General features: G+C 68.4%; 24 protein-coding genes and 1 pseudogene. 14 read left to right on the top strand and 11 right to left on the bottom strand.

Going from position 1 to position 25,631, the window contains the following annotated elements; all coding sequences use genetic code 11:
* Nucleotides 1-42 precede the first annotated feature (42 nt).
* The 3 genes from INT51_RS03530 to INT51_RS03520 form a co-directional block, all read right to left on the bottom strand.
* A complete protein-coding gene (locus INT51_RS03530) occupies nt 43-933 on the bottom strand; it encodes a hypothetical protein (protein WP_193103814.1) in 891 nt (296 codons plus the stop codon).
* Complete coding sequence (locus tag INT51_RS03525) at nt 924-1,889, bottom strand: hypothetical protein (RefSeq protein ID WP_193103813.1); 966 nt, start codon at nt 1,887-1,889, stop codon at nt 924-926. Before INT51_RS03525 ends, INT51_RS03530 begins: the two co-directional genes overlap by 10 nt.
* A 197-nt stretch (nt 1,890-2,086) precedes the next feature.
* Complete coding sequence (locus INT51_RS03520) at nt 2,087-2,674, bottom strand: TetR/AcrR family transcriptional regulator (protein WP_193103812.1); 588 nt, start codon at nt 2,672-2,674, stop codon at nt 2,087-2,089.
* Nucleotides 2,675-2,811: 137 nt separating this feature from the next.
* On the opposite strand from INT51_RS03520, the gene INT51_RS03515 reads away from it, so the two are divergent.
* Complete coding sequence (locus tag INT51_RS03515; protein WP_193103811.1) at nt 2,812-3,831, top strand: aldo/keto reductase; 1,020 nt, start codon at nt 2,812-2,814, stop codon at nt 3,829-3,831.
* Between the two features lie 179 nt (nt 3,832-4,010).
* Here INT51_RS03515 and INT51_RS03510 read toward each other — a convergent pair whose 3' ends face one another.
* From INT51_RS03510 to INT51_RS03500, 3 genes are all read right to left on the bottom strand, one after another.
* Nucleotides 4,011-5,666 carry an alkaline phosphatase gene (locus INT51_RS03510; RefSeq protein WP_193103810.1) on the bottom strand — a complete coding sequence of 552 codons (1,656 nt, stop codon included), beginning with the start codon at nt 5,664-5,666 and terminating at the stop codon, nt 4,011-4,013.
* Nucleotides 5,667-5,818: 152 nt separating this feature from the next.
* Complete coding sequence (locus INT51_RS03505) at nt 5,819-6,766, bottom strand: exodeoxyribonuclease III (RefSeq protein ID WP_193103809.1); 948 nt, start codon at nt 6,764-6,766, stop codon at nt 5,819-5,821.
* 20 nt (nt 6,767-6,786) lie between these two features.
* The gene (locus INT51_RS03500; RefSeq protein ID WP_193103808.1) at nt 6,787-7,611 is read right to left on the bottom strand and encodes an LLM class flavin-dependent oxidoreductase; all 825 of its coding nucleotides are present in this window, start codon (nt 7,609-7,611) and stop codon (nt 6,787-6,789) included.
* Nucleotides 7,612-7,634: 23 nt separating this feature from the next.
* On the opposite strand from INT51_RS03500, the gene INT51_RS03495 reads away from it, so the two are divergent.
* The 7 genes from INT51_RS03495 to INT51_RS03470 all read left to right on the top strand — a co-directional run bounded on the left by INT51_RS03495 (nt 7,635) and on the right by INT51_RS03470 (nt 14,212).
* Nucleotides 7,635-9,044 carry a recombinase family protein gene (locus INT51_RS03495; RefSeq protein ID WP_193103807.1) on the top strand — a complete coding sequence of 470 codons (1,410 nt, stop codon included), beginning with the start codon at nt 7,635-7,637 and terminating at the stop codon, nt 9,042-9,044.
* Nucleotides 9,045-9,441: 397 nt separating this feature from the next.
* Nucleotides 9,442-9,699 carry a hypothetical protein gene (locus INT51_RS22805; RefSeq protein WP_096160823.1) on the top strand — a complete coding sequence of 86 codons (258 nt, stop codon included), beginning with the start codon at nt 9,442-9,444 and terminating at the stop codon, nt 9,697-9,699.
* A gap of 318 nt (nt 9,700-10,017) precedes the next feature.
* Nucleotides 10,018-11,442 carry a Rep family protein gene (locus INT51_RS03490; protein ID WP_096160859.1) on the top strand — a complete coding sequence of 475 codons (1,425 nt, stop codon included), beginning with the start codon at nt 10,018-10,020 and terminating at the stop codon, nt 11,440-11,442.
* Complete coding sequence (locus INT51_RS22095; RefSeq protein ID WP_205676990.1) at nt 11,439-11,969, top strand: hypothetical protein; 531 nt, start codon at nt 11,439-11,441, stop codon at nt 11,967-11,969. Before INT51_RS03490 ends, INT51_RS22095 begins: the two co-directional genes overlap by 4 nt.
* Complete coding sequence (locus INT51_RS03480) at nt 11,966-13,165, top strand: relaxase/mobilization nuclease domain-containing protein (protein WP_193078988.1); 1,200 nt, start codon at nt 11,966-11,968, stop codon at nt 13,163-13,165. The genes INT51_RS22095 and INT51_RS03480 overlap by 4 nt, the downstream gene beginning before the upstream one ends.
* Entirely contained in the window at nt 13,116-13,658 is a 543-nt protein-coding gene (locus tag INT51_RS03475; RefSeq protein WP_193078999.1) for a hypothetical protein, read from the top strand. Before INT51_RS03480 ends, INT51_RS03475 begins: the two co-directional genes overlap by 50 nt.
* Nucleotides 13,659-13,756: 98 nt before the next feature.
* The gene (locus INT51_RS03470) at nt 13,757-14,212 is read left to right on the top strand and encodes a GNAT family N-acetyltransferase (RefSeq protein ID WP_096160856.1); all 456 of its coding nucleotides are present in this window, start codon (nt 13,757-13,759) and stop codon (nt 14,210-14,212) included.
* Between the two features lie 143 nt (nt 14,213-14,355).
* Here the strand turns inward: INT51_RS03470 and INT51_RS03465 are convergent.
* Nucleotides 14,356-14,604: pseudogene (locus INT51_RS03465) on the bottom strand (LLM class flavin-dependent oxidoreductase); the annotation flags it as partial.
* 376 nt (nt 14,605-14,980) lie between these two features.
* Here INT51_RS03465 and INT51_RS03460 point away from each other — a divergent pair.
* Nucleotides 14,981-16,618, top strand: coding sequence for a BCCT family transporter (locus INT51_RS03460; protein WP_226831901.1), 1,638 nt, complete (start codon nt 14,981-14,983; stop codon nt 16,616-16,618).
* A gap of 31 nt (nt 16,619-16,649) precedes the next feature.
* Here the strand turns inward: INT51_RS03460 and INT51_RS03455 are convergent, their stop codons facing one another.
* Nucleotides 16,650-17,714: an NAD(P)-dependent alcohol dehydrogenase gene (locus INT51_RS03455; RefSeq protein WP_193103804.1), complete on the bottom strand. Its 1,065-nt coding sequence runs from the start codon at nt 17,712-17,714 to the stop codon at nt 16,650-16,652.
* A 99-nt stretch (nt 17,715-17,813) separates the two neighbouring features.
* Here INT51_RS03455 and INT51_RS03450 point away from each other — a divergent pair, with 99 nt between their 5' ends.
* Complete coding sequence (locus tag INT51_RS03450; RefSeq protein WP_193103803.1) at nt 17,814-18,401, top strand: TetR/AcrR family transcriptional regulator; 588 nt, start codon at nt 17,814-17,816, stop codon at nt 18,399-18,401.
* Nucleotides 18,402-18,472: 71 nt separating this feature from the next.
* On the opposite strand, the gene INT51_RS03445 is transcribed toward INT51_RS03450, so the two are convergent.
* The 3 genes from INT51_RS03445 to INT51_RS03435 form a co-directional block, all read right to left on the bottom strand.
* On the bottom strand, nt 18,473-18,916 hold the full coding sequence (locus INT51_RS03445; RefSeq protein ID WP_193103802.1) for a VOC family protein: 444 nt from the start codon (nt 18,914-18,916) through the stop codon (nt 18,473-18,475).
* Between the two features lie 213 nt (nt 18,917-19,129).
* Complete coding sequence (locus INT51_RS03440; protein ID WP_193103801.1) at nt 19,130-19,651, bottom strand: ferritin; 522 nt, start codon at nt 19,649-19,651, stop codon at nt 19,130-19,132.
* Nucleotides 19,652-19,755: 104 nt separating this feature from the next.
* Entirely contained in the window at nt 19,756-20,856 is a 1,101-nt protein-coding gene (locus tag INT51_RS03435) for a LacI family DNA-binding transcriptional regulator (RefSeq protein WP_193103800.1), read from the bottom strand.
* Between the two features lie 571 nt (nt 20,857-21,427).
* Here INT51_RS03435 and INT51_RS03430 point away from each other — a divergent pair.
* The 4 genes from INT51_RS03430 to INT51_RS03415 all read left to right on the top strand — a co-directional run bounded on the left by INT51_RS03430 (nt 21,428) and on the right by INT51_RS03415 (nt 25,582).
* Nucleotides 21,428-22,384, top strand: a complete 957-nt coding sequence (locus tag INT51_RS03430) for a carbohydrate ABC transporter permease (protein ID WP_304502065.1) — start codon at nt 21,428-21,430, stop codon at nt 22,382-22,384.
* Nucleotides 22,384-23,289 (top strand): carbohydrate ABC transporter permease, encoded by a 906-nt coding sequence (locus INT51_RS03425; protein ID WP_193103798.1) that lies wholly within the window; start codon nt 22,384-22,386, stop codon nt 23,287-23,289. The genes INT51_RS03430 and INT51_RS03425 overlap by 1 nt, the downstream gene beginning before the upstream one ends.
* Nucleotides 23,290-23,396: 107 nt before the next feature.
* The gene (locus INT51_RS03420; protein ID WP_193103797.1) at nt 23,397-24,791 is read left to right on the top strand and encodes an ABC transporter substrate-binding protein; all 1,395 of its coding nucleotides are present in this window, start codon (nt 23,397-23,399) and stop codon (nt 24,789-24,791) included.
* A complete protein-coding gene (locus INT51_RS03415) occupies nt 24,788-25,582 on the top strand; it encodes a glycerophosphodiester phosphodiesterase family protein (protein ID WP_193103796.1) in 795 nt (264 codons plus the stop codon). The genes INT51_RS03420 and INT51_RS03415 overlap by 4 nt, the downstream gene beginning before the upstream one ends.
* Nucleotides 25,583-25,631: the final 49 nt, after the last annotated feature.

Below are 25,631 nucleotides of genomic sequence, written 5' to 3'. Positions count from 1 at the left end.
AACCCTAAGCGTGGTCGACGACACTCCGAAGCGGTTTCCCGATCAGGCGAGCGCGTCGGAGATGACGGAGTTCGCACGATGCAGCATGACGGCGAGATCGGCGCGGGTGACGTGCGCGTCGCCGGTCCCGGCCGAGGCTGTCAGCGAGGCGGGGGCCAGGCCCGCGGCCTCGAGCCAGATCGCGTCCGCCAGCGCCGACCAGGGCTCCACGTCCTGCGGTGCGGACGCAGCGGTCGAGGGATCCCAGGTCACCCCGAACCCGGCCAGCGCCGGCCGCAGCAGCGCGGTGAGCATCGTCGCCGCGCAGTCCCGGGTGGCGGGATCGTCGGGATGCACCTTCAGGGCGGCGTCGCCCCAGAGCGCTCCGCGGCCATGGAGCCACAGCAGAGCGGGGGTGCGCCGAGGATCCTCGCCGAGGTCGGCGATGGGGGCAGGTGCGCCGTCGACCGGCACGGCGGGGGCGCCGGCGAAGCGGTGCAGGGCCAGGGCGACGTCGCCGCGGGTGATGACGGCATCGGGGGAGTAACGGGCATCGGTCAGGGCAGGCTGCACACCGGTGGCGTCGGCCCAGCGCATCGCCTCCAGGCCCTCCGCATCGTCCGGGACGTCGGAGAACGCCTCGGTGGCGGGTGCGGAACCGGGGCCGCCACCGTTCGAGGATGCCGCTCGAGCACCGCTGTCGTCCCGGCTCAGCAGGGCCCCGGCGGAGACGGCGCCGGTGATAGCGGCGGTCGCGGCCCCGGCCAGCAGGACCGCGCGACGGCCGGGCCCGCGGCGGGCGGGAACGGGCGGCGTCGGTGAGGTCGGGGTCGCCGCCGCGCGAGAGGGCTCGGGACGTGCCGGAGCCTGCGGGGTGGTCGTGACCGGAGCTGCGGGGTGCGTGCCGGGGCTGCCGGCCCGCAGACGCGGCGCGGCGGGTCGTCTCAGAGCCACTGCAGCTCCCTCATGCGACGCACGATCGCCCAGCTGACAGCCAGATTTCCCCAGCCGTTGAGGTGGATGCGGTCCGAGGCGATGAGCAGGGGAGGCACGACGCCTCGGCCCAGCGCGTCCTGCGTGGTGGCCTGGTCGAGCAGCGCGAGCGGGGCCAGCGGTGAGCAGTGCAGCCCCTCCTGGCCGGTCAGCAGCTCCTGGATGTCCAGGAAATGGTCGCCGTACCGACGGGACTGCTCGGCGTTGACGGTCGCCACGGCGTCCCCGGTGGCAGAACCCGTCTCGTCGAACTCGGTGCACCACTGACCCAGCACCAGTGTGTCCGCCTCCGGTGTGGCTGCGGCATCCCACATGCGCTGGGTGTCGTGCAGGGCGCCCGTGACGTCGAGGATGTTGTTCTTGCCCATCCACAGCACCTGGCGGGAGTCCGTCGCGATCTCGGCCAGAGCGGAGGTGAAGATCCCGTGGTCGATCGTGAGGGTCGCGTCCTCGGGCGTGAAGGACCAGGTGCCGCTCGAGCCGTCGAGGATGCCGGCAGTGCCGTCGACGGCGCCGGGGATGCGGATCGGACCGCGCGGACCGAGCCCGGAATCCAGCGTCACCTCCACGCGGGAGGTTCCCTCCCTCGGCGGGCCGACGACGGTGAGGCGCGGGGTGTCCAGGCCGCGCATGAGCAGGGTGTGCGCGGACTGCGTGGCGCCGACCCCGAAGCCATGGATCGTCGCCGGGGCCGCGGACAGCGACAGGTGCTCGTGGATCCGGATCGGCCGCGGAGTGCTCTCCACGCCTCCCTCGGAACTCATCGAGGAACTGCCCCACAGGGTCATGGGACGGGTCCCGACCTCGGGATGCAGCAGGCGGCGGGAGGCCGCGGTGCCGGTGGCGGTGGAAGGGGGACTCGCCGGGAGGGGTGCGGCAGGCGCGGCCGGTACGGCGGCGGGCTGCGGCGCGGGCATCGATCCTCCGTGAGCGGTGCGGGGCGAGCGCTCCGACCGGCGCTCACGGTCTCGAACTCTACGCGACAGCTCCTCGTTCCGCGAGGGGAAGCAGGGGTGATCTCTGCGGCGCCGCTGCGCGCGGAGGCCTCGCCCTTCGGCTCCGTCGGGTTGGCTCCCGTGCAGGTCAGGGACGTGGGAGTGGTTCGCCCGCGAGGTCAGGCCGTGCGTGCGAGGAGCAGGCCGGTGACGAGCAGGCCCGTGAGTCGTCGTGCGTCGTAGTGAGGGTCCTGGTCGGCGAAGATGCAGAGGTTGCCGATGCCGCGCATCAGCTCGTACGCACCGATGTCCGCTCTGATCTCGCCGGCGGCGATCGCGGCGTCGAGCAGCTCGGCGCACACCGGCACGAGGCGTTCGACGAAGTAGGCATGCAGCGTCTCGAAGCCCGTCTGGTCGTTCCGCAGGGCCGCGGCGAGCCCGTGCTTGGTGACGAGGAAGTCGACGAACATGTCGAGCCAGCGCGCGAGGGCAGTGTGCGGCGACGTGCTGTCCGCCAGGAGGGCCGGGCCGGCGTCGGCGCACGCGTCGACCTGATGGCGATAGACGGCCACGATGATGTCCGCACGGGTCGGGAAGTGGCGATAGATGGTCCCCATCCCCACGCCCGCCTTCGCCGCGATCTCGCGAACCGGCGCATCGACCCCCGAGGCGACGAATGTGGCCGCGGCCGCATCGAGCAGCGTCTTCTCGTTCCGTCGAGCATCGGCGCGCTTCGCGCGCACGGGCTGCTTCTCACTGGTGTCCACACGATCTCCTGACGACGGTATTGCCAAACGGAACAGCGCTCCGTATAGTCGATGCGGAGCGCCGCTCCGGTTCAATCATGCCAGAGGATGCGCGCTCGACCGAAGCGCACCAGCCCGACGGAAGGTCACCACCACTCATGCAGTACCGCACCCTGGGACGCACCGGCGTCCAGATCAGCACCCTCGCGCTCGGCGCGATGAACTTCGGCATGATCGGCCGGACGAGTCAGGAGGACGTCACGTCGATCATCGGTTCCGCGCTCGATGCGGGGATCAACCTCATCGACACGGCCGACGCGTACAGCGGCGGGCAGTCGGAGGAGATGGTCGGCAAGGCCATCGCGGGTCGCCGCGATGACGTCGTTCTCGCGACCAAGGCGACTCTCCCCATGGGCGATGAGCGCAATCGCCGCGGCAGCTCACGCCGCTGGTTGACCACGGCCCTGGAGGACAGCCTTCGCCGACTCGACGTGGACCACATCGACCTGTACCAGATGCACCGGTGGGACCCGAACACCAGTGACGAGGAGACCCTGTCGGCACTGACGGACCTGCAGCGCGCCGGGAAGATCCGCTACTTCGGCAGCTCCACCTTCCCCGCCCACCGGATCGTGCAGTCGCAGTGGGTCGCACGGGACCGCCGGCTCGGCCGCTACGTCACCGAACAGCCGGGCTACTCCATCCTCCAGCGCGGGATCGAAAGCCACGTGCTGCCCGCCACCGAGGAGCACGGCCTCGGAGTGCTCGCCTGGAGCCCGCTGGCCTCGGGATGGCTCTCCGGCGCCGTACGCGAGGGCCAGGAGATCACCACCAGCCGCTCGACGTTCATGCAACCGCGCTTCGACCTCTCCGTCCCCGAGAATCGCGCCAAGCTCGATGCCGTCGAGCAGCTTGCGGCGCTCGCCGACGATGCCGGCCTGACCATGATCCAGCTCGCCCTCGGCTTCGTCACCGCGCACCGGGCCGTCACAGCAGCGATCATCGGACCGCGCACCCTGGAGCACCTCGACTCGCAGCTCGCCGCCGCCGACACCATCGTGTCGCCCGAGGTTCTCGATGCGATCGATGCGATCGTGCCCCCTGGGGTCGATCTCGCCCCGGCCGAGAAGAACGACGCACCGCCCGCACTGCTGGATCCGGCGCTTCGACGACGCTGAGAGCGTCGTCGACGTCTCGGGCGCGGTCACGAGTGCTCCACAGCGACCCCGAGCGCTGTGAAGCACGTGCGCCACGGCTCGGGCTCTGCACCCGACGCTGCCGCACCGCTCTCGGGGGCACCCGCCGCTGCGCGGGTGCCCCCACTCCGCCTTGTCCAGGTGGTGGGCGGGACTGTTCGTCAGGCCTCGTGCAGGGCGGGCTCCCCGGCAGGGACGACGTACGTCCTGTCGATCGACACCGGGGCATCCGGCGTGCTGACCGCCGAAATGGTCTTGAAATCCACGCGCAGCTCCTCGGACGAGTACTCCGAGAGCACATATCCTCGCCGGCCCCGGATGTACTTGATGTGAGGGTTCTCGGCGTAGATCGTCTCCTCGTTGCTGACCGTATCGCTGCCGTCGCCGCCGGAGGTGATCGAGGTTGCGACCAGCTCCACTCCGAGGGTCGTCGAGGCGGGGTCATCGAAATCGGCCTTCAGCTCGTTGGCGTAGTGCACGTGCACGTCGCCGGTGAGCACCACGGGGTTCACCGCGCCCCGCTCCGCCCAGCTGTCCACCAGAGTGTCGCGGTCGCCGCGGTACCCGTCCCAGCCGTCCGAACTGGCGGTCACCTCTGGCCCCTCGGCGCCATCGCGCTTGGCGAAGAAGACGCTCTGCGCGAAGAGCTGCCAGGTCGACGTCGACTCGCCCATCCCGTCCAGCAGCCACTTCTCCTGACGGTCGCCGAGCAGGGTGCGTGAGGGGTCGGCCTGCTCCTCGCAGTCGTAGAACCACCAGGTCTTCCCGCCGTCGTGGCACGCCTGCAGGTCCCGGTACTGCCGGGTGTCGAGGACGTGGAAGGTGGCGAGGTCTCCCCAGCTCAGCCGACGGAACAGCTGTATCGAGGAACCCACCGGGGCGCTCGTGCGGCGCAGCGGCATGTTCTCGTAGTACGCCTGCTCGGCGGCCGTCTTGCGCGCCACCCACGCGTCGGTCGGCACGCCGTCCGTGGGGTACTCGCCGGCCCAGTTGTTCTGGATCTCGTGGTCGTCCCAGGTCACGATCCATGGCGCCGTCGCGTGCAGCAGCTGCAGGTCGGGATCGGTCTTGTAGGTCGCGTACCGCAGGCGGTAGTCCTCCAGCGTGGTGCACAGCTTGTGCGGGTGCGTGCGGATCTTCCCAGTGCCGGGCCCGCCCTCATAGATGTAGTCGCCGAGCCCGAACACCAGATCGGGCCGGTCCTCGGCGGCGCGCCGGTACGCGGTGAACCAGCCGCCCTCCCAGTGCGAGCAGGACAGGTGAACCATCCGCAGGTTCCGGGTGTCGCCCTCGGCCGGGGTGGTCAGGGTGCGGCCGACGGGGGAGACGTGGCGGCCGGTGCGGAAGCGGTAGTAGAACTCGGTTCCAGCGGGGAGGTCCTCGAGCTCGACGTGCACGCTGTGCGCCTCCTCCGGGAGGGCGGTCTCCGTGCCGCGCCGCAGGATCGAGCGGAACCGCTCGTCGGTCGCGAGCTCCCAGCGCACCTCCACCGGTGTGCCGGGCATGCCGCCGCGGCCGTCGAGGACGTGCGGGTCCACCGCGAGCCGCGTCCACAGCACGATGCCGCTGCTGGTGGGGTCTCCCGAGGCGATGCCGAGGGTGAACGGGTCCTGCTGCCGCCAGGTGCCGTCGGCCACGGCGGGCAGTGCCCCCACCCCCAGGACTCCGACCGTGCTGAGCGCGGTCAGGCTCACGCCGGTGAAGGTACGGCGGCTCAGCCGACGCTGCCGGGCGAGGTTCGCCCGCCGGTCAGGGGCGATGAAGCGGGTGGGCTGATGAGGCTCCTGGCCGAGAAGGCCACCGGAGAGATCGCTCATGGTCATCCTGTCGTGGAGAGGGGATTTCCATCCTCACCACCGACAACAGGGCACATCCGGCGGTATGCACGTCCTCGAGGACACCGTCATCGACTGTCCACCGTCACGGCGGCCGTCGTTCACGACGGCGACATGGTCGACCCGGTGCGTGGTCACCGCCAGTCGTAGTCGACGACGACCGGCGAATGATCGGAGAGCCGCTCGCCGCGGAACTCCCGATCGACCTCCCCGCGGACCGCACTGCGCGCAAGGCGCGGCGTCGCGAGGTGGTAGTCGAGGCGCCAACCGGCGTCCTTGGCGAACGACTGCCCGAGCCACGACCACCACGAGTAGGGGCCGTCTTCGTCACGATGCAGGAGGCGCACGACGTCGACGAGCGTGCGCGGGGAGAGCTGCTGCCCGAACCACTCGCGCTCCTCCGGGAGGAACCCGTCATTGTTCTGGTTGCGGCGCCACGCCGCGAGGTCCTGTCGCGTGTGCGCGATATTCAGGTCGCCCATGAGCAGGAACTCGCGGCCCGCTGCCGCGGCCGCGCGCCGGGTCCGGACGAGATAACGCGAGAATGCCGCCATGAAGCCCATCTTTCGGGCGTAGCGTGCGCCTCCGTCGGGCGCTTCGCGCATCCGTTCCGGGCGCTGCAGTTCAGCGGGCAGCCCGCCCTTGGGCAGGTAGAGGCAGGCGATGGTGACCGGCGCGTCCGCGAGGTCGACCTCGAGATAGCGGCCCTCGGCGGCGAATCCGCGCAGGCCCCGCGCGAGCGGGACGTGATCGGGTGCGGGGACGCGCTCGAGGGTCTCGACCATGCCGCCCGAGGCACCGGCCCTTACCTCCGCGGCGCCGACCAGCGCGGTTCCACTCCACGTCCGGACCGCGGCCGGGGCGTGCCGCGTGAGCACCGCGACGCCGTTGCGCCCGGGAAGCGACCCGGTGTCGAGAGCGACGTGATAGTCGCCGAACGCTCCCGAGGGGAGTTTGTCCGCCTGCGCCCGGACCTCCTGCAGCGCGACGACGTCGCAGCCGCGCCCGGCCAGCCAGTCGCCGAACCCCCGGCGGTGCGTGGCACGGATCCCGTTGATGTTGGCGGTGGCGATGCGGAGCATTCCCCGAGGCTACGGGGCGCTCAGGGGATCGGCTCGCCCTGGACAGGGCCCTCCGTGTTCGGCTTCCACCCCAGTGACGGGGCCACATGCTGCGCGAAGCTCTCCAGGATGTGCAGGTTCAGGTCGACGCCGGCCTGCGAGGGGATCGTGAGCATGACGGTGTCGGCGCTCATGACTGCGGCGTCGGCCTTCAACTGCTCGATCAGCTGGTCCGGCTCTCCGGTGAAGGTGCGCCCGAATGTCGAGCGGTGGCCGTCGATGATGCCGATCTGGTCGGCACCCTCTCCCGGGCGCAGCCCGAACAGCTGACGGTCCTGCTCGGTGACGATCGGGAACACGCTGCGGGAGACGGCGACGCGCGGTGTGTGGGTGTGCCCGGCCTCGCGGAATGCGGTGCGGAAGCGATCGATCTGCTCGGCCTGGAGGTCGGCGAACTGCGCTCCGGTGGCCTCGGTGAGCAGGGTCGAGCTCATGAGGTTCAGTCCCTGTCGGCCGACGTTCTCCGCACTCTCCCGTGATCCCGCGCCCCACCAGAGATGGCGGATGAGGTCCGGGGAGTGGGGCTCGATGCGCAGCTCGGCGCCCGGGGCGACGGGGGCGCCGTAGGGGCGGTCGGCGGCGCGGGCCATCGGCTCGCCCTGGATGGCCTGGAGGAACAGGTCGAACTTCTCGCGGGCGAGGTCGGCGCCGCGCGGGTCGGTCGACCCGGTGTGCCCGAAGGCCTCCCAGCCGCGCTCGGCCGGCTCGGGGCTGCCCCGGGAGATGCCGAGCGCGAGCCGGCCGTCCGCGATCAGATCCAGCGCGGCGGCCTCCTCGGCGAGATAGAGGGGGTTCTCGTAGTGCATCTCGTAGTTGTAACCTTGGAGTTATGACTAAAGTTGCGGCGTACGTCCGAGCATCCGTCGATTTCACCGGTGAGCGCTGGTCGGTCGGCACTCAGAAGGAGGTCATCGCACGTCGAGCCGAGGAACGCGGTTGGAAGATCGTCGACGTCTATGAGGACAGTGGAGTGTCCGCATCCAAGGCGCGCGGTCCCAAGACTGACTGGGCGAGAATGCTTCGCGACGCCGATGCGGGCCACATCGACATGGTCGTCGCAGTGGACGTGGATCGACTGCTTCGGAGCACGAAGGATCTCAACACCCTGATCGACCACGGGCTCAAGATCGTCACGCTGGACGGCGAAATCGACCTGTCCACGGCTGACGGCGAGTTCAGGGCGACGATGCTGGCGTCCATCGCGAGGTTCGAGACAAGGCGGAAGTCCGAGCGCCAGCTCAGGTCGAATGCGCGTCGACGGGCAGAGGGCCTGCCTGCCTCGGCCTGGACGCCGTTCGGCTGGACGAAGGACGGCAAGGTTGTCCCTGATCAGGCGGAGGCGGTCCGCAGGGCGTTCGACTCCTTTCTCGGCGAGCCGTCGCTGTCCATCCGCCGCATTCGCGAGGACCTCAACGCAGCCGGTCACCGCACTGCCCGAGGATCCGAGTTCTCCACCGACGCTGTCCGTTACTTGCTCGGGAACCCGCTCTACGCAGGCTTCATCAAGAAGTACTCCACGGGCGAGCTGCACCCTGTCACGGATGAACGGTTCCCGCCTATCGTCGCCGAACAGACATGGCGGGCAGCGTTGGCGAAGCTGGAGGACAACGTGAGGCGGGCGGCCAGGCAGGGCAATCAGCCGAAGTACCTGCTGTCGTCGGTCGGGCTGTGCGGGAAGTGCGGCGCGACGCTCGTCTCTGGGACCAACAGTCAAGGGGTAGGCACCTACAGGTGCGGCGACCACTTCCACCTCTCGCGCCAGCGCACGCCTGTCGATGCGATGGTGACCGAAGCCGTCCTCACCAGACTATCCGCGGGGGACGTGCACGACCTGGTCGTACCCAAGGAGGACGTCGGGGTCGACCGCGAGACACTACTGACGGAGCGCAACGCCCTGATCGAACGCGTGAACGAGCTGAGCCCCATGCTGAGCGACGTCAGTCAGCCCGTTATCGAGATCACGCAAGCGATCAACGATGTGAAGGCCCGCATCGTCGAGATCGACGCCGAACTGCATGATCGGTCAGTGTCGCAGACGTCGGACTTCATGGTCGACATTGCCGATCCCGTTGGCACCGTGCAGCGCCGCGAAGCCGTAGAGCGGAAGTGGGATGCATGGGACATGGACCGTCGTCGGCTACTCGTGGACGAGCTGGTGACGGTGACCATCGAGCCGATCCGCCCAGGTCACGTGAAGTTCGACCCTGACCTCATTCGGATCGATCCGAGTCGCAACTGATTCACGAGTCGACTCGTCATTGCAATGGTGAGTCGAGTCGTGGGAGAATGGTTGCAGACATAGAGAATCCCCCGGGGTCCGAGGTAGTAACTCGGCACGAGCCCCCGATAATTAGCCGGTAAACACAGTCGTAAGCGCTCGACGGGATCCGGAAGAACTCATTCGTGAGGTTTTCCGTCATGTCTTCTGTCGTTCTCGACGACCCTTGCACCAGCGATCTGTTTCCTCCCCTGACCCCAGTGGGGTCTGAGGGGTTCCCTTCCCGCCATGATGGTGACGATCCCGTCATCGCCGCTGCCCGCGCCGCTGGCCATCGTGCCGGTAAGCGCCTGGCTAAGACCCCATTGACCCCTCGACAGAGGGCTGTCATCGCCTCCCTGGTCGGGGGTGGTCGGTCATGAGCGCCAACGCCTCTGCATTCGACCATGTCCTTGGTTTCCGTTGGCGTCAGGGCGATTCGTCCCTTGCCGACAGTGAGGCTCGACTCCACGACCTCGGAGTGCTCCGCTCCGTCCTTGAAGAAGTCGTAGAGCTGTCGGTCGCTGACGCCCGTACAGACGGGGTCACCTGGGCGAGGATCGGTGATGCCCTGGACGTTACCCACCAGGCCGTCATCAAGCGTTATGGGAAGCGTTCTGGGGGTGATCGCCGATGAGCGCCGACCCCCACCCCCGTTCCATCGCTCTCGCCGACCTGACCTCGCCCGAAGGGCCTGACCTGGCACCCGCCGCAGGCGGGCTGCCCGCTGGTGTTTCAGCCTCCAAGAGTTTCGGGAGTTCTACTTGTTCCTACGGGCGCGGCAAGGGCTTGTCGATTGCCGCGCTTTGCAACGAACTGCCTGGTCAGAGGACTGTTCCCATGTTCCGCCTCCCCGAGAATACGCGGGGTCATTTGGGGTCTCATTTGGGGGTCAATAGGGGGTCAATTAGGCGCCTTGCTCTCAAAGTACCTAGTTGTGCTGCCCTGGTCGGGGGTGGTCGCCGTGGCTAAGCAGGAGAACAATCCCACGAGCATCGGCGTTACCCAGTACCTCGATCGGGAGTACTGGACCTGGGCGGTGAACGATCCGAACGGCGCTGCATTGCTCCAGCAGGATGCCGGGACGATCCTCACCTACCTCGTGCAGCGGTTGGAGGCTGGCGGGGGCGAGGTCGTCGAGGCCTACGGGATCATCCACGACAAGGACGAGCGTGAGGTCTGGAGCGAAGCCCAGCAGGCACTCGTGATGGAGCCGAAGCCCGCGCACCTGCATGCAGTCATCAAGTTCAAGAACCGCTCGAAGAGTGCGCCGATCGCTCGGCTTGCCGATTTGCTCGGAGTCGAGCCGCAGTACGTCGAGAAGCCGAAGGCCGGGCGGTACGCGCATGACAACATGCTGAGCTACCTCACGCATGCGAAGTACGCGGACAAGCACCAGTACGCGCCCGCCGAGGTCGCCACGGTGCGCGGGCCTGACTACCTCGGGATCGACGCCCAGCGCCGTGAGGCATGGCTGAAGGGCCGTGCCCACCTGAAGAAGAAGCGGGTGGCCGAGGACTTCGAGGACATGCGCGATCGGGTGCTCCAGGGCGAGATCACGCGTGATCAGATCATGCTCACCGATGAGCTGTTCGACATCTACTCGCGGCATCAGCGAGAGATCGACGATGCTCTCTCGGCCTACGGCCAGCGCCGAGCGTACCGGGCGGCAGCGAATCTTCGGGCCGGTGCCTTCTCGACGCATGTCGTGTTCGTTCACGGGGACGCCGGGATCGGCAAGACCCGGTTCGCCACGGACTTCATCACGGCCTCGATCAATGCTGCGAACGCCCATGGCGAGCGGTGGCAGGTCTACCGCGCCGCGACCGGGAATCCGCTCGATGACTGGCGTGGAGAGGAGGTCCTGCTGCTCGACGATCTGCGCGCTTCGGCTATGGACGCGAACGACTGGTTGCTGCTGCTCGATCCGTACAACGCCTCACCCGCGAAGGCGCGTTACAGGAACAAGGGCGAGGTGGCACCGCGCCTGATCGTCATCACGGCAACGATCGAGCCGGTCGAGTTCTTCTACTATGCCCGACAGAAGGGCAACGTAGACGAGGCGCTGGACCAGTTTATCCGCCGCCTGGCCTCGGTCGTGAAGGTCTTCCGCGCCGATGACATCAACCGCTACCTCGTGCAGCACATCGGGAAGATCGAACCCTACGAGTGGCATCAGTGCAGCCTCCCGGCTGCCGCGCACTCGCCCGGTGTGAACGGCAACATGTACCACCAGGCAGTCGGCTCGCGCGAGCTGACGTACGGCCCCGAGACTTCGGCCGAGCACGACGCCGAGAGCGCGGTCGTCGAGCTGCTCAGCGGGCTCGCGGTGCGTAGCCCCGACGTGCCGTTGGCGATGGCTGCGGGAGGTGCGTCATGAACACGTTCCATGCCCTCGATGAGGATCGGCTTTCCCCTCCGCCCGCAGGGAGCGAAGCGACCGAGGACGGAGGCCAGCGGTACTTGGACGACAAGAGCGCCAGCGAATTGTCGGACAAGTACCCTGCTGGCCCTGACCGTACGGCTCCCAACACCAATGATGGTCATGGAGTCGATGAGCCCCAGGCGAATCGCGACGTGAGCATCGACGTGCGGGTCACGAAGGCGGAGCGCGAAGCGGTTCGGCGACGTGCTCGCAGGCTCGGCGTGAAGCCGAGCAAATGGGTACGCACGGTCATTCTCGACGCCCTGGACTCCCGCCGGGACGGTCTCGGGCATCTAGAGGTCGCGGCGGCCTCCACGCCGTCGCCGGAGCTGGGTCAGGCGGTCGAGCAGGTGCGCCGAATCGGGATCAACCTGAACCAGGCGGTGCGTCGCGGTGGTGCCCTCGACGACGATCTGCTGCGCGAGGTCATGGAATCGATGGATGCCGTGCGGGCACAGCTCGGGGATCGGACGGCGCTATGAGTACGGTCAACGTGAAGCCGTCGCGGTCCGCCAGCGACTCGGTCGGGTACGCGCTGTACGGCAACGACAAGGACAAGCGCACAGAGCACGTCCAGACCGGCACCGATCGTGCCGCAGCGATGTCGTGCTCGGTGGAGTCGCCGTGGGCCTTCGTCGCCCGCGCAGAGGCTCTGGCGAGGGCCCACGGGCGGAAGAACGAGCTGTACTCGTACACGCAGAATTTCTCGCCGGACGAGTTCGGCAAGAACGACCGGGGGCACGTGCAGCGGGTCAATGAGCTGGGCGTGAAGCTCGCGGAGCGGATGCACTCGGCCGATCACCTCGTGGTCACCCACGCCGACTCGGCCGGCGGGCACCTGCACAACCACATCTACGTCATCAACCACGACAACCTCACCGGGAAGTCGCTGCAGCGGAACACGTCGTGGAAGAACGGCCTGCGCCAGGCCAACGACGAACTGATGCAAGACGAGGGGTGCCAGGTCCTCCCGTCGCCGGAGCAAGCAAAGCCGGACTGGTCGCAGCGCCGGGAGGACTTCGCGTCAGGCGGATTCGAGCGCATCCTCGGGGACAAGGTCGCCGCCTCGCTGCGGGACAAGCGGTCAGTGGACCGGGCGGGATTCACCGAGGTACTCGACGAGCATGGCGTCGCCCTCGCAGAGACCCAGCGTGACGGCTGGACGTACAAGATGCGCCGGGCCGACAACGGCAAGCTCGGCCGGAAGAAAGCATCCGGGCTGACGCCCGAGTTCACCGCCGAGGGCGCACAGCAAATCTTCGAGTTCCACGAAAACAACCGACAGAAGGAGCAGAGCAATGAGCATTCTCGACGAGATGAGGAACGAGCAGCAGGAGACCGAGCCGAGCTCGACGGCGTCGAATCTGTCGGAGCCTACGAACGCCGACGTCATCGCAGCGGTCAACAGGCAGACGAAGGCCGTGAACGGACTGAAGTCGTATCTGCGATTCGCGATCGAGGAAACCGTCAAGGAGGAGCTGAAGGCCCTGCCGTCGACCTCGCAGCCGTCCGTCAACAGGTCGTCGCAGATCGAGAGCGTCGAGAGCAGACTGAGCGAGATCGAGAGCACGCTCAGAGTGTTCGCGCAGAGTCTCGACGGGAAGCAGCTGCAGAGCGCCTCGCAGAGCTTGATCGCCGAAGCGCAAATGAATCGAGCAGCTACGGCCTCGGCGACTGAGAAGCTCCAGTCCCTGGCCGAGGACAACCAGAAGCTCGTGAGCCAGGTCGGCGGTGCCGTGCAGCGGATCGATAAGCGCACAGAGGAGCGGGTCGAGAAGGCCGTCGAGCAGGTCGCCGGGGAGGCCTCGGCCACGATGACGGCGAACCTCGACGCGTCGAACGAGCGCGCCGAGCGGATCATGCAGGCGACGGCGAAGCTGGAGGCCCGTCAGCTCTGGTCGGCAGCAGCCGCGATGTGCCTCGCGCTCCTGCCGGTGGTCGTGGTCGTCGCCGGGCTCTGGATGGGAATCGCCGGGCTCATCGCGGGCGCTCAGTGGGCGCTCGACGTGGACGGGAGCGTGTGGCTGAGCATCGGGCGCTGGCTCGTGTTCGCCGTGGGCCTCGCCGGGGCGGGCTACGGCCTGTTCGCGTCCGCCCGCTGGGTGGCTCGTCTCGTCGAGACCTGGAAGGGCCGCGGGATGCCGAACTGGCCGAGCTGGCGGAAGAGGTGACTGCGATTCCCGAGGGCAAGCGCGCAGAGCGCGTGCGGCAGGCCACACGGCTGGCGAACAGCTTGGTGTCGAGGACACAACTCTGCGACGATAATTGCATGCAGAACAATCCTGAAACTTTAATTCGCCCTTCGAAAGGCGAAGGTGAATACCCAGAACTCGTCAAAATTTGGCGCAGCGCCGTACGCGCAACTCACGATTTCCTCCAAGAGGAGGACTTTGGGCGAATCGAGGACAACCTCGCCTCGATGTATTTCCCGGCGGTGGCCCTCATCGTTGCGGAGCGAGACGGCGCGCCGGTCGGCTTTGCCGGAGTCGCCGAGGGCAATCTTGAAATGCTGTTCGTAACGAACGAGGTGCGAGGTGGCGGTGTCGGAACGTTGCTGCTCCGCGAGGCGATCTCTAGCCTCGGCGTAACCAAGGTTGACGTGAATGAACAGAACGAGGGCGCGCATGGCTTCTATCTCAGTCGCGGATTCGTGCAGATTGGACGCGACGAGCTGGACGGCGATGGTCGACCGTACCCGACGCTCCACCTGAAGTTCAGTCAGTAAATACCAGGTCCCAGACGACAGCGACGAGTTCTAGTCGCTGTCGTCTTTCTGTTTGGTTCCCATTCCTGACCTGTCCGCCATATGACCACAGAAAATCTGCGAGAGTCATTGGTGTACAAGCGCCACAGCTTGGACATGCGCTAGCGCATATCGATCACCCCGGTTCCGACCTCGATCCGCTGCGTGCGCGCGGCGACGGCCGAGAGCAGCGGCATGGGGGAGGCGGACTGGGTCGCGAAATGGTGGACCCGGAAGGAGGCCCCGTTGACGCCCAGCTCATCGGCACCGACCGAGATGTCGATCGCGTCGTGGAGCATCTGGCGGGCATCCAGGCCGCCCTGGGCGGGGCTGCCGCCGTAGTGGCCGAAACTGAGGAATCCGAAGGCTCGCATGGTGACCTCAACCCGTCCTGGTGCGAAAAAATTTCCCCGGAGGCCGCGTGACGGCGGTCGGGCCGCCGTGTTCCCGCTCGATGAGACCTGCGCCCCATCTCCCCGCAGCAGCGTCGTGGCCGACTGCTCGGCCAGGTAGTCTCGACCGTTCTGTGATCAGGCGTCCCCTCCGCGAACGTGCCACGGTGAAGCCGACCACACTCCGCCCCCCACGGGTGACCCCGCGCGGCCGAAGGGGCAAGGTGGTACGTCGCCCCGCCGATCCCTGCGGCCGGGCCACCGCCGCCTCCAGATCGGGCAACCGATCCGTCACAGACTTCTGCACCGTCTGCGTCCTGACGCTGCGACCCCTCTCCCTCGACGAATGGACCGCGCCATGCCGCAGGACGACCCCGCCGAACCCGACCCGGTCAGCACTCTCGAGCCCCCCGTCCCGGGACCGTCCCGGCGTGAAGCCGAATGCTTCCCGAGCACTCCGCAGCTGCCCGGCAGCTCGCTGAACGGCGTCTTCTGGACGTCGGTGACGCTCATCGTCGCCCTCCTCGCCGTCGCCGGTCTCTGGCCCGCACAGATGAGCGCCGCCGCCGGCGCGGCGATGAACTGGGTGACGGCCACGAGCGGCTGGTCGCTGCTGGTCATCCCGCTGAGCCTCATCGGTCTGCTGCTGGTGCTGGCCTGCACCCGCTTCGGTCATATCCGCCTCGGGCCCGACGACTCCCGTCCCGAGTACCCCACCTACGCGTGGATCGCGATGCTGCTGGGCGCGGTGATGGGCATCGGGCTCATCACCTACGGCGTCGCCGAGCCGGTGTCCCATCTGACCGATCCACCGCACGATCTCGCCGAGCCCGGCAGCCAGGGCGCCGTGGTGGACGCGCTGCGCTTCACCTTCCTGGACTGGGGCATACACGCCTGGGCAGTGTTCGCCACCTTCGGCCTGGCCATCGGCTACTCCACCCATCGGCTCGGCAACAAGGGCCTGGTCTCGCCGATCCTGCGCCCGCTGATCGGTCGCCACGCCGACGGCGTCGTCGGCAAGGCGGTCGACGTCCTGGTGATCCTGTCCACGCTGTTCGGCACCACGACCTCGCTGGGTCTGGGCGCCGCCCAGATCAGCCAGGGCCTGAGCCAGATCACCGGCCTGGACCTGACCGCCACGAGTGTGCAGATCACCGTGATCGCTCTGATCACCGTACTGTTCACCGCCTCGGCGATGAGCGGAGTCGGGCGCGGCATCCGCTACCTGAGCCAGGCGACCATGGTGATCGCCGCGGCCCTGCTGCTCTTCGTGCTGATCACCGGCCCCACCAGCTGGCTGATCAATATCTTCCTGCGTTCGCTGGGCGGGTATGCCGGTGGCTTCCTCGAGATCAGCCTCATGCTGCCCGCCGACGGCGAGGACCTGGCATGGATGCAGGGGTGGACCTACTTCATGATGGCCTGGTGGATCTCCTGGGGCGCTTTCGTCGGCGTCTTCCTGGCGCGCATCTCCCGCGGCCGCACCATCCGGCAGTTCGTGCTGGTCGTCCTGGGTGTCCCGAGCCTGATCTTCTCCGCCTGGTTCACCGTCTTCGGCGGTTCGGCGATGTTCATGGACCTCGAGCGGGGCACCGCCATCGGCGAGGCTGCTGCGAAGGATGTCAACACGGCCTTCTTCGGCCTGCTCGATCAGTTGCCCCTGACGCCGTTGACCTCGGTGGTGGCCGTCGTCCTCGTGGTGCTGTACTTCATCACCGGCGCCGACTCGAACACCTATGTGCTCTCCGTGATCTCCTCGGATGGTCGCATGGACCCCAGTCGCCCCGTGATGGGCCTGTGGGGTCTGCTCACGGGTGCGACCGCCGCCGTGCTGCTCTACGCCGGCGGTCTGGAAGCTCTGCAGACGGCGGTGATGCTCTCGGCAGCTCCGTTCATCTTCGTCATCCTCGCGCTCGCGGTCTCCCTGGTGATGCTGCTGCGACGCGATCCGCTGATCACCGGAGTGCCCGCGACGCTGCCGCCGCCCGCGAAGTGACCCCGGCGCGGGAACGCAGCGGGTGGTGTTCTCACCTCGCCCTGTCGACCTCCAGGTCGGACATGTCCAGGACGAACCGGTAACGGACGTCGCCCTTCTCGAGCCGTTCGAAGGCCTCGTCGATCTGTGAGGACGGCAGCAGCTCGATATCCGCGACGACGCCGTGCTCGGCGCAGAAATCGAGCAGCTGCGCCGTCTGCGCCATCCCGCCGCTTCCGGCCGAGGTGAGCTTCTTGCGCCCGATCAGCAGGGCGGTGGTCTCCACCGAGATCGGACCCAGATAGCCGACCTGGGACAGGGTGCCGTCCAGCGCCAGCAGGTCGAGCAGGGGTGCGAGGTCGTGGGCGACAGCCACGGTATCGAGGATGACGTCGAAGCGACCGCGCGCCGAGGTCATCGCCTCGTCGTCGGTGGATACCAGGAGGTGGTGCGCTCCGAGTCGACGCGCATCCTCGGCCTTGGCCACGGTGCGACTGATGACGGTCACCTCTGCTCCGAGAGCCGCGGCCAGCTTGACGGCCAGATGACCGAGCCCTCCGAGGCCGACGACCGCGAGGCGCGTCCCGGAGGTGACGGCGAGAGCCTGCAGGGGCTCCCAGACGGTGATCCCGGCGCACAGCAGCGGGGCGGCCGCAGCGGGGTCGAGCCCGGTGGGCAGGCGATGGGTGAACTCCTCACGCACGATGTACTCGCGGGTGAAGGCGCCGAGCGTCGTCGTCCCATCCCGTCGGTCGATGCCGCCGTAGGTCAGGGTCGGGAACTCACGGCAGAAGTTCTCCTGCCCCTGCGTGCACATATCGCAGGTGAGGCACGCGTCGACGATGTTGCCGACCGCGACGACGTCTCCGACGGCGAAGCGGCGCACGTCCGCGCCGATCTCCGTCACGACTCCCGTGAACTCGTGCCCGGGCACGAGCGGGGCCCCGGGGTCACCGGGGCGCGGGTCATGCGCGCGCAGAGCGTGCAGGTCGGTGTGGCAGACGCCGCAGAAGTCCACGCGTACTGCGACATCGTCCGCGCGCAGGTCGCGCCGCTGGAGCTGCGTGCGGTGAAGGGACGTGGGCGCCTGAGCCGCCCACCCTGGTGTCGTCCTCATGATTCTCACCCATCCTCGAAACAGACTGTTCGGTCTATTGAAAGATAGCGGCTCTCCGGTGATAAGTAAACCAACTGTTCTGTCCGATACTCTCGGAGCATGCGAGACAAACAGCTGACTGCGCGCGGCATGGCCACCCGTGCACGGATCATGGACGCCGCCACGGCGGAATTCGCCGAGCACGGCATCGCCGGAGCACGCATCGAGCGCATCGTGAACACGGCCCAGACCAACAAGGCCCAGCTCTACGCGTACTTCGGGAACAAGGACGGGCTGTTCGACGCCATCTTCGGCGCCTCCTTGGAGCGGATCGTCGAGGTCGTCCCGATCGACGCCCCGGACCTCGCGGACTGGGCCGTGCGCCTCTACGACGAGTACTTGCGGCGGCCCGACCTGATCCGCCTCGCCACCTGGGCGCGGCTCGAGCGTCGCCCGTCCGGCCATCTCGTCGCCGATGCCGACCGCCTGGACGACGTCAAGCTGCGTGCCATCGCCGAGGCCCAGGCCGCCGGTCGCCTTCGGCCCGGTGCCCCGTTCGACGTCATGGCGCTGGTCATCGGCATGTCCATGGCCTGGTCACCGGTCAGCAACGTCTACGCCGCGACGGCCGACGAGCCCGACGAGGTCCATACTGCGCGCCGCGAGCTGCTGCGGGAGTGCGTCCATCGCGCCGTGACGATCCACTGACCCGCCGCGCCCGCAGCGCAGTCCCTCGCTCCGGGGGCCGGGAGGAGCGGCCGTCCAGCTCGTGGTCGGGCTCAGGCCTGCTGCTGCCCCGGGACCACGAGTGCCCACAGCACCTCGAAGCGGTCCTTGACCTGCCCGTAGTGATCGCCCCAGGGGGCGAGCTCGAAGGGCATGGCGACCTCGGATCCGGTCGAGGTGAGCTTCTCGATCAGCGCGGTCGCGGCGTCCACCGTGTCCAGGCCGACCAGGAACGAGTACACGTCGGAGCCCAGTGGCGGCAGCTCATCCCCGGGAGGCGCGATGGCGTCCCCTCCGGCGAGGGTGACCAGACCGCCGTCCAACTGGGCGTGCGCCACGGATCCGGGGGGCGGGGTGAAGGGGAATCCGGAGAGATCGGGGAAGTCCTCGTACTTCATGAGGTCGAGCTCCCCGCCGAAGACCTCGCGGTAGTACTCGAAGGCCTCGGCGGCGTTCCCCGGAAAGCTGATGTACGGGCTGAACTGCGGAGCGGACATGGCTGTCTCCCTTGTCGTCGTCGGCGGCTCTCCCGCCGCCCGCGCTCAGTGTGGCACGCGTCACCGACGCGCGGACACCCTGCCGCCGACCCGGGCGACCCCGTCCCGGGCACGCCGGCGGGGACCCGGCACCGGCCGGATCCCCGCCGCATCGACAGGCGCCGCCTCACCGTCGGGCCTCGAGCCGATCGACGTGACCGCGGCGGCAGGAGGTCAGCTCTCGTCCGCCTCGGTGGACTCCGCGGGGCGACGGCCCAGCTCGGAGTCCAGGCGCAGCAGGCCGGAGCCGTCGTCGCCGATCAGCTTCACGCGGCCGATGATCTCGGAGACGGTGGACTCCTCCTCGATCTGCTCGTCGACGAACCAGTTCAGCAGCGGGCGGGAGTCGTAGTCGCCCTCCTTGTCTGCGCTGCGGTACAGCTCGCGGATCGCTTCGGAGACCTTCTGCTCGTGCGCGAGGGCGGCCTCGAAGATCTCCAGCACCGTCAGGCCGGGCTTCACGCCGGGGGCCGTGATGACGCCGATGGCCGCGTGGTTGTCGCGGTCCGAGACGTGCTTGATGAACTTGTTGGCGTGGACGATCTCCTCGTCCGCCTGGTGGCGCAGCCATGCCGCGATACCGGGGAGGTCCTGCTCGTCCGCTTCGATGGCGAGCTGGCGGTACGTGATCGATGCCGCGAACTCGAGGGTGATCTGGTCCTGGAACTTCTTTTCAAGGTCGTCGCTGAGTTTCATGTTTCTGACGATAGCCCTGCTCGTGGCGGCTGTCAGCCGTGGCAAGCCTTGCCTTGCCCGGCGGAATGGGCGCCGCAGGAGGGTCGGGAAGCGCCGTGCGGGCCTCAGCTCCGCAGGTGCGCCGGGGCCTCGGACAGCGTGCGCCCCGGCAGGAACTCGCCGGCGTGGACCGTATGGCGCGCCAGGGGTGCGCCCGCCGGGTCCCGGTCGACCGGCAGGTCTGTCCCCGAGCCGCTCGGAGGCGCGGCCGGCGGCGGGCCCTCCGGGGACTCCTGGGCGCTCATCAGCAGTTCGCCCATCCGCGCCACGGCGCACTGGGCGACCTCGGGCACCGGGAGCTGCACGGTGGCCAGGCCGATGAGGTCCAGCCCGTCGCCCATCCCGTCGAAGCCCACGGTGCTGACGTCCTCGGGGACGCGTACGCCACGAGCGGCGGCGGCGCGCAGCAGGTCCAGCGCCACGTAGTCCACGGGGCAGACGATGCAGCTCAGCTGCTCGTCCCGCGCGAGATCCAGGGCCCGCGTGACCCCTTGCTCGACCGGCAGCAGATCCACCGGGACCGCGTGGACTCCGAGCTCGTGGCATCGCTCCAGGACGCTGCGCACCCGCAGGTCGAACACGCGCGAGTAGAGCAGGGGAGCGCTGAGCACGGCGATCCGGCGGTGGCCCTTCGCGGCGATCTCCTCGGCGACCATGTGGCCGTGGGCGCGCTCGTCGTAGCTGACGGATTCCAACTGCGGGTGGGCGTTGGGGCGGCCGACGATCATCATCGGGGTCGCCGTGACCGTCTCGACGAGGTCCTCGGCGGCGGTCACGCCGGTGCCGACGAAGATGCCGGCCACGCGCTGACCCATCAGGCGGCGCAGCCCGTCGACCTCGGCGGTGCCGTAGTCGTGCCGGAAGGCCGTCACCGAGATCAGGGTGCGCGCGGTCGCCTCGACGGCCCGGTTCATCTCCGCGTGGAGGTGGCCGTAGGCGGGGTTGGTGGCGTCCCGCAGCAGCAGGCCGAGTTGACGGCCGTGCCGCATGGCGAGCCCGCTGGCCACCAGGTTGTGCACGTAGCCCAGGCGCTTGGCGGCCTCATGGACCTGGATCATCGCGTCCGCGGAGACCCGTTCCCCGCCGTTCTGGAACACGCGGGAGACGGTGGAGCGGGAGACGCCTGCTGCTCGTGCAACGTCCTCCATGGTCGGTGTTCGGGTCATGACCTGCGCTCCTCACGGTGGTCGGCGCGGATCACGCACATCGCGGCCTCGTCGTCGAGCTCCGCGCGGCAGTCCACGTGGTCAGCGCAGGGTAGCGCAGGAGACGGTGCCCACCAGGGCGCACGGGTGACGGCCGGGTGAAGCCTGGGTGTGCGGCCGTCCGGCCCGAACGAGGCTGCGCGGAACAGTTGCCGACCACGGGGTGAACGTTGGATGGACCGGGCCCCGTGGAGCGCTTTCTCTGCTGGTCAGGACGCCCCGAAGCAGAGCATGGGAGCGCTCCCACCTGCGGCGACAGGCGGCGTTCACGCAGGGTTCACCGCCCCGTAGCGGGCGGTGGCGGAATCCGCAGCGGCGTCCCTACCGTGAGGATCGTCGACGACGCAGATGCAGCACCTGCCGCACCCGGACCGTCACCTCACTCTTGCCCCACTCTCACCGCGCATGCCCGCCCGCCGCGGGCCTGCCCTTCGAACAGGAAGCCGGGAGCGCACTCATGACACTCGCAGTCCGACCGCACCCTCACCCGGGCCCCGGGGCCCCGCGCGGGGCCGACGGCGAGGAGGGATCCGTGGACACCTCACCCTCTCCGTCGGGCACGCGCGGTGCGGGCACCCGCATCGTGCCGCGCAGCCCCTCACCCCAGCGGCGCCGGCGCCGCCGCCGTGACGCCCTCCTGTTCGGCGCGCTGATCGCCCCGAACCTGATCGCGATCATCGTGTTCTCGTACTACCCGGCGATCTACAACATCGGCCTCAGCTTCATGGAGTGGGATTTCGTGGCGCCGAGCCCGGAGTTCGTGGGGCTGGAGAACTACCAGGACCTGTTCACGGACCCGAGCTTCCTGCAGATCCTCATGAACACCCTGATCTTCACCGGGGTCAGTGTGATCGGCTCGCTCGTCGGGGGCTTGGTGCTGGGCAGTCTGCTCGCCACCAAAGTGCCGCTGACCGGTTTCGCGCAGACGATGGCCTTCGCGCCGCACATGCTCCCGGGCGCGGCCGTCGGCCTCCTGTGGCTGTTCATCTTCGACCCGAACTACGGCCTCTCGCGCTGGGCCTTCTCCCTGTTCGGCGCGGATTCGCCGTCCTGGACGACCACCTCGGACTGGTCGCTGTGGGCGATCACCCTTGCCTACACCTGGCAGCGCCTCGGCTTCGTGACCGTGATCTGCTACACCGCGATCCTCGACCTGCCCAAGGACCTCTACGAGGCGGCGGCGCTCGACGGTGCGCACGGCTGGAAGCTGTTCCGCCACATGACGCTGCCGCTGCTGAGCCCGATCACGTTCTTCCTGTCGATCACGGGGGTCATCTCCGCCGCGCAGGCCTTCGACATCATCTCGATCATGACCAGCGGCGGGCCCGGTGTGTCCTCCTCGACCCTGAGCTGGATGGTCTACGAGGAAGCCTTCAAGAACTTCGACATCGGGACCGCCTCCGCCGGAGCCACCGTCCTGCTGGTCATCCTCCTGGTCATCACCTGGGTCCAGGTCCGCTACGGCGACAAGAAGGTGAATTACAGCTGATGAGCACTCTGAACATCGATGCGGAGAGCATCGACGGGATGACCGACGGCCGAGGCCGTACCTCGCGGCGCAGCCGCGGACCGCGTCGGCCGCTGTGGCTGACAGCCCTGCTGATCGCCGGGGTGGTCGCGACCATCGCCGTCTTCCTGGTCCCGATCTACTGGCTGTTCTCGTCCTCCCTGAAGCCGAGCGGAGACATCTACTCCTGGCCGCTGCAGTGGATTCCTACGCAGCTGACCCTGGACAACTTCGTCTCGGCGTGGAACTCCGCGCCCTTCGACCGCTTCTTCCTGAACTCGATCGTGACCACCGCCGTGGGCACGCTCCTCGAGCTCACCCTCGCGATCCTGTGCGCGTACGCGTTCGTGTTCGTGGATTTCCGGTTCAAGAAGATCGCGTTCGGCCTGATCATCGCCTCGATGATGCTGCCTGGCCACGTCACGTTGATCGTCAACTACATCACCATCGCGAACCTGGGCTGGTTGAACTCCTACCAGGGGATCATCCTGCCGGGCATCGCGAGCGCCTTCGCGATGTTCCTGCTCTACCAGTACATGCGGACCATCGACAAGGACATCCTGCAGGCCGCGGAGATCGACGGCGCCGGCCACATCCGACGGATGCTGACGATCGTGGTGCCGCTGTCGACTCCCATGATCCTCACCGCCACGCTGATCGTGATGGTCGGCAAGTGGAACGAGTACGTGTGGCCGCTGATCGTCACCAGCACGGCAGACATGCGCACCCTCCCCATCGGCCTGCTGTTCCTGCGCAGCCAGGAGGGCTACTCGAACTGGGGCGCCATCATGGCCGGCGCCGTGTTCGTCTCCCTGCCGATGCTGATCCTCTTCTTCCTCGCTCAGAAGCGCATCATCGGCGGCCTCGCCGCCGGCGCTCTGAAGTGATGCCCGTCCGGCCCCGCACACCGTGCCCCCGAGACCCTGACCCCCTCCGTCCCGCCGCTCACTGATCCGCCCCTCTCGCGCAGTCCCCTCTCCAAGGAGCAATCCCCATGTCAAGAACTCCCTTCGACCTCTCCCGCCGCAACGTGCTGGCGGCCATGGGCCTCGGCGCCGGTGCCGCCGGCCTCGCCGCCTGCGGCGCTCCCTCGGGAGCCGGCGATGCCGACAGTGCTGTCCGCGAGGGCTTCTCGCAGGCGGATCTGAGCATCCCCGAGGGCTTCGAGGGCCGCACCCCGATCCTGTTCTGGGCACCCTGGACCGGCTCCAACTTCGAGGTCCTCACGAAGCTGTTCGCCGAGTTCAACGAGTCCCAGGACGAGATCGTGGCGATCGCCGAGTCGGTCGGCGGGTACGCGGACCTCAACCAGAAGTTCACCGCCGCGCTGCAGGCCCGCACGGTGCCGGACATCGTCTGCTTCCCCGAGATGCAGTGGCTGCAGTTCTACTTCTCGGACGCCCTCGCCCCGCTGGACGGCTACTTCGACGACGAGTGGAGCCTGGACGTCTACCTCGACAACTACGTCTCCGAGGGCAAGGCCGCCGGCGGGACCTACGTCGTCCCCTTCGCCCGCTCGACCCCGCTGTTCTACTACAACAAGACCCGCTACCTCGAAGCGGGCCTGCCCGAGGAGGGCCCCGCGACCTGGGAGGACCTAGCCGAGTTCGCTCCCGAGCTCGCGAAGATCAAGGTCGACGGGCGCCCGATGTCGGCGATCGCCTTCGGCAGCGACGACGCCTGGCACGGCCAGGCGGACATCTGGGGCTTCGGGGGCGCGAACTCGACCGAGGACTTCACCGTCGCGATCAACGAGGCGGCCGGGGTCGAGTGGCTCGAATGGCAGCGCAAGTTCGTCCACGACGACGGCTACGGCTACCTCGCCCAGGCCGCAGGCACGGACTTCGAGGCCGGCCTCACCGCAGGCATGCGCGGCTCCACGGCCGGGCTGACCGGCATCACCGCGAACACGGAGGGCCTGTTCGAGGTGGGCGTCGCGTACATGCTGGCCAAGGAAGGAGAGCAGAGCCAGGTGCCGACCGGCGGCTCGGGTCTGTCCCTCGTGCGCACCGAGTCCCAGGAGCGCCAGGACGCCTGCGCCGAGCTGTTCCGCTTCCTGGCCGACCCCGAGCGCTCCGCCGCCTGGCACATCGGCACCGGCTACGTGCCGATCGTCAAGGCCTCCGCCGAGACCCAGTCGGTCAAGGACCTGGTCGCCGAGAACCCGAACTTCGGCGTCGCCCTGAGCCAGCTGGAGAACGCCCGGACCGCGGACTACACGAACTGGTTCCAGGGTGCGGTCACCGAGATCTCCACCGCGCAGACGAAGGTGTACGGGGACAACACCCCGGCGCAGGAGGCGCTGGACGCCGCCGCGACCGCGCTGCAGGAGACGCTCGACGACAACCGCGAAGACATCGAGTCGATCGAGTTCGAGGGCTGGAAATGAGCGCCGGGACGGCGGATGCCGCCGCTCTCCGCTCGACCGTCGTGCCCGAGCTGGTCGGGCACCGGGGCGCCGCCGCGGTGGAGCCGGAGAATACCGTGCTCTCCTTCCGACGGGGCCTCGCCGAGGGCACCCAGCTGCTCGAATGCGATGTGCACGTGAGCAGCGACGGGGCCGACGTGGTCATCCACGATGCCACCATCGACCGCACCGCGCAGGAGGACTCCCCGCTGCGCACCGGCGCAGTGGCAGACCTGACCCGGGCGCAGCTGGATCGCGTCCTGGTGGGCAAGGGTGAGCACATCCCGACCCTGGTCCAGGTGCTCGACGCCGCCGTCCGCGAGGACGGCACCCGAGTCCCGCTCCTGGTGGAGATCAAGGCGCCGGCCGCCGCAGAGCTGGCCACGGGCATCTTGTCGACGTACTTCGAGCCGGAGGTGTGGGATGACCCCTCGACCGCCCCGGCGTACGTCATCTCCTTCCACCCGGAGGCGCTGCGCACCGCGGTCGAGCAGAACCCGCGCATCCCGCTCCTGCTCACCACGACGGCGACCTCGCCGGAGTTCTTCGCCACGGCGAAGGAGCTGGGCGTCGCGCAGGTCGGCGTACGGATCGCCGATGCACGCCAGGCCGACGTCGAGCATGCGCGCGAGCTGGGCGTGCAGCTGAACCTGTGGACGGCACGCTCCGAGGAGGAGCTGGCGCGGGCTCTCGAGCTGGGCTGCGACACGATCACGGTGGATGATCCCGCGTGGGCGTTCGCCCTGATGGCCGAGCAGACGGCCACCGCCTGATCCGGGCCGGCGGCGCTCTCGTCCCCGAGGCGCCGCCGCCCGCCTCACC

This window comes from Brachybacterium sp. FME24 (assembly GCF_014897705.1).
In the GTDB taxonomy this organism is placed as follows: Bacteria; Actinomycetota; Actinomycetes; order Actinomycetales; family Dermabacteraceae; genus Brachybacterium.
Note: the sequence above shows the minus strand (reverse complement) of the source record. Positions and strands in the feature narration are given on the sequence as shown.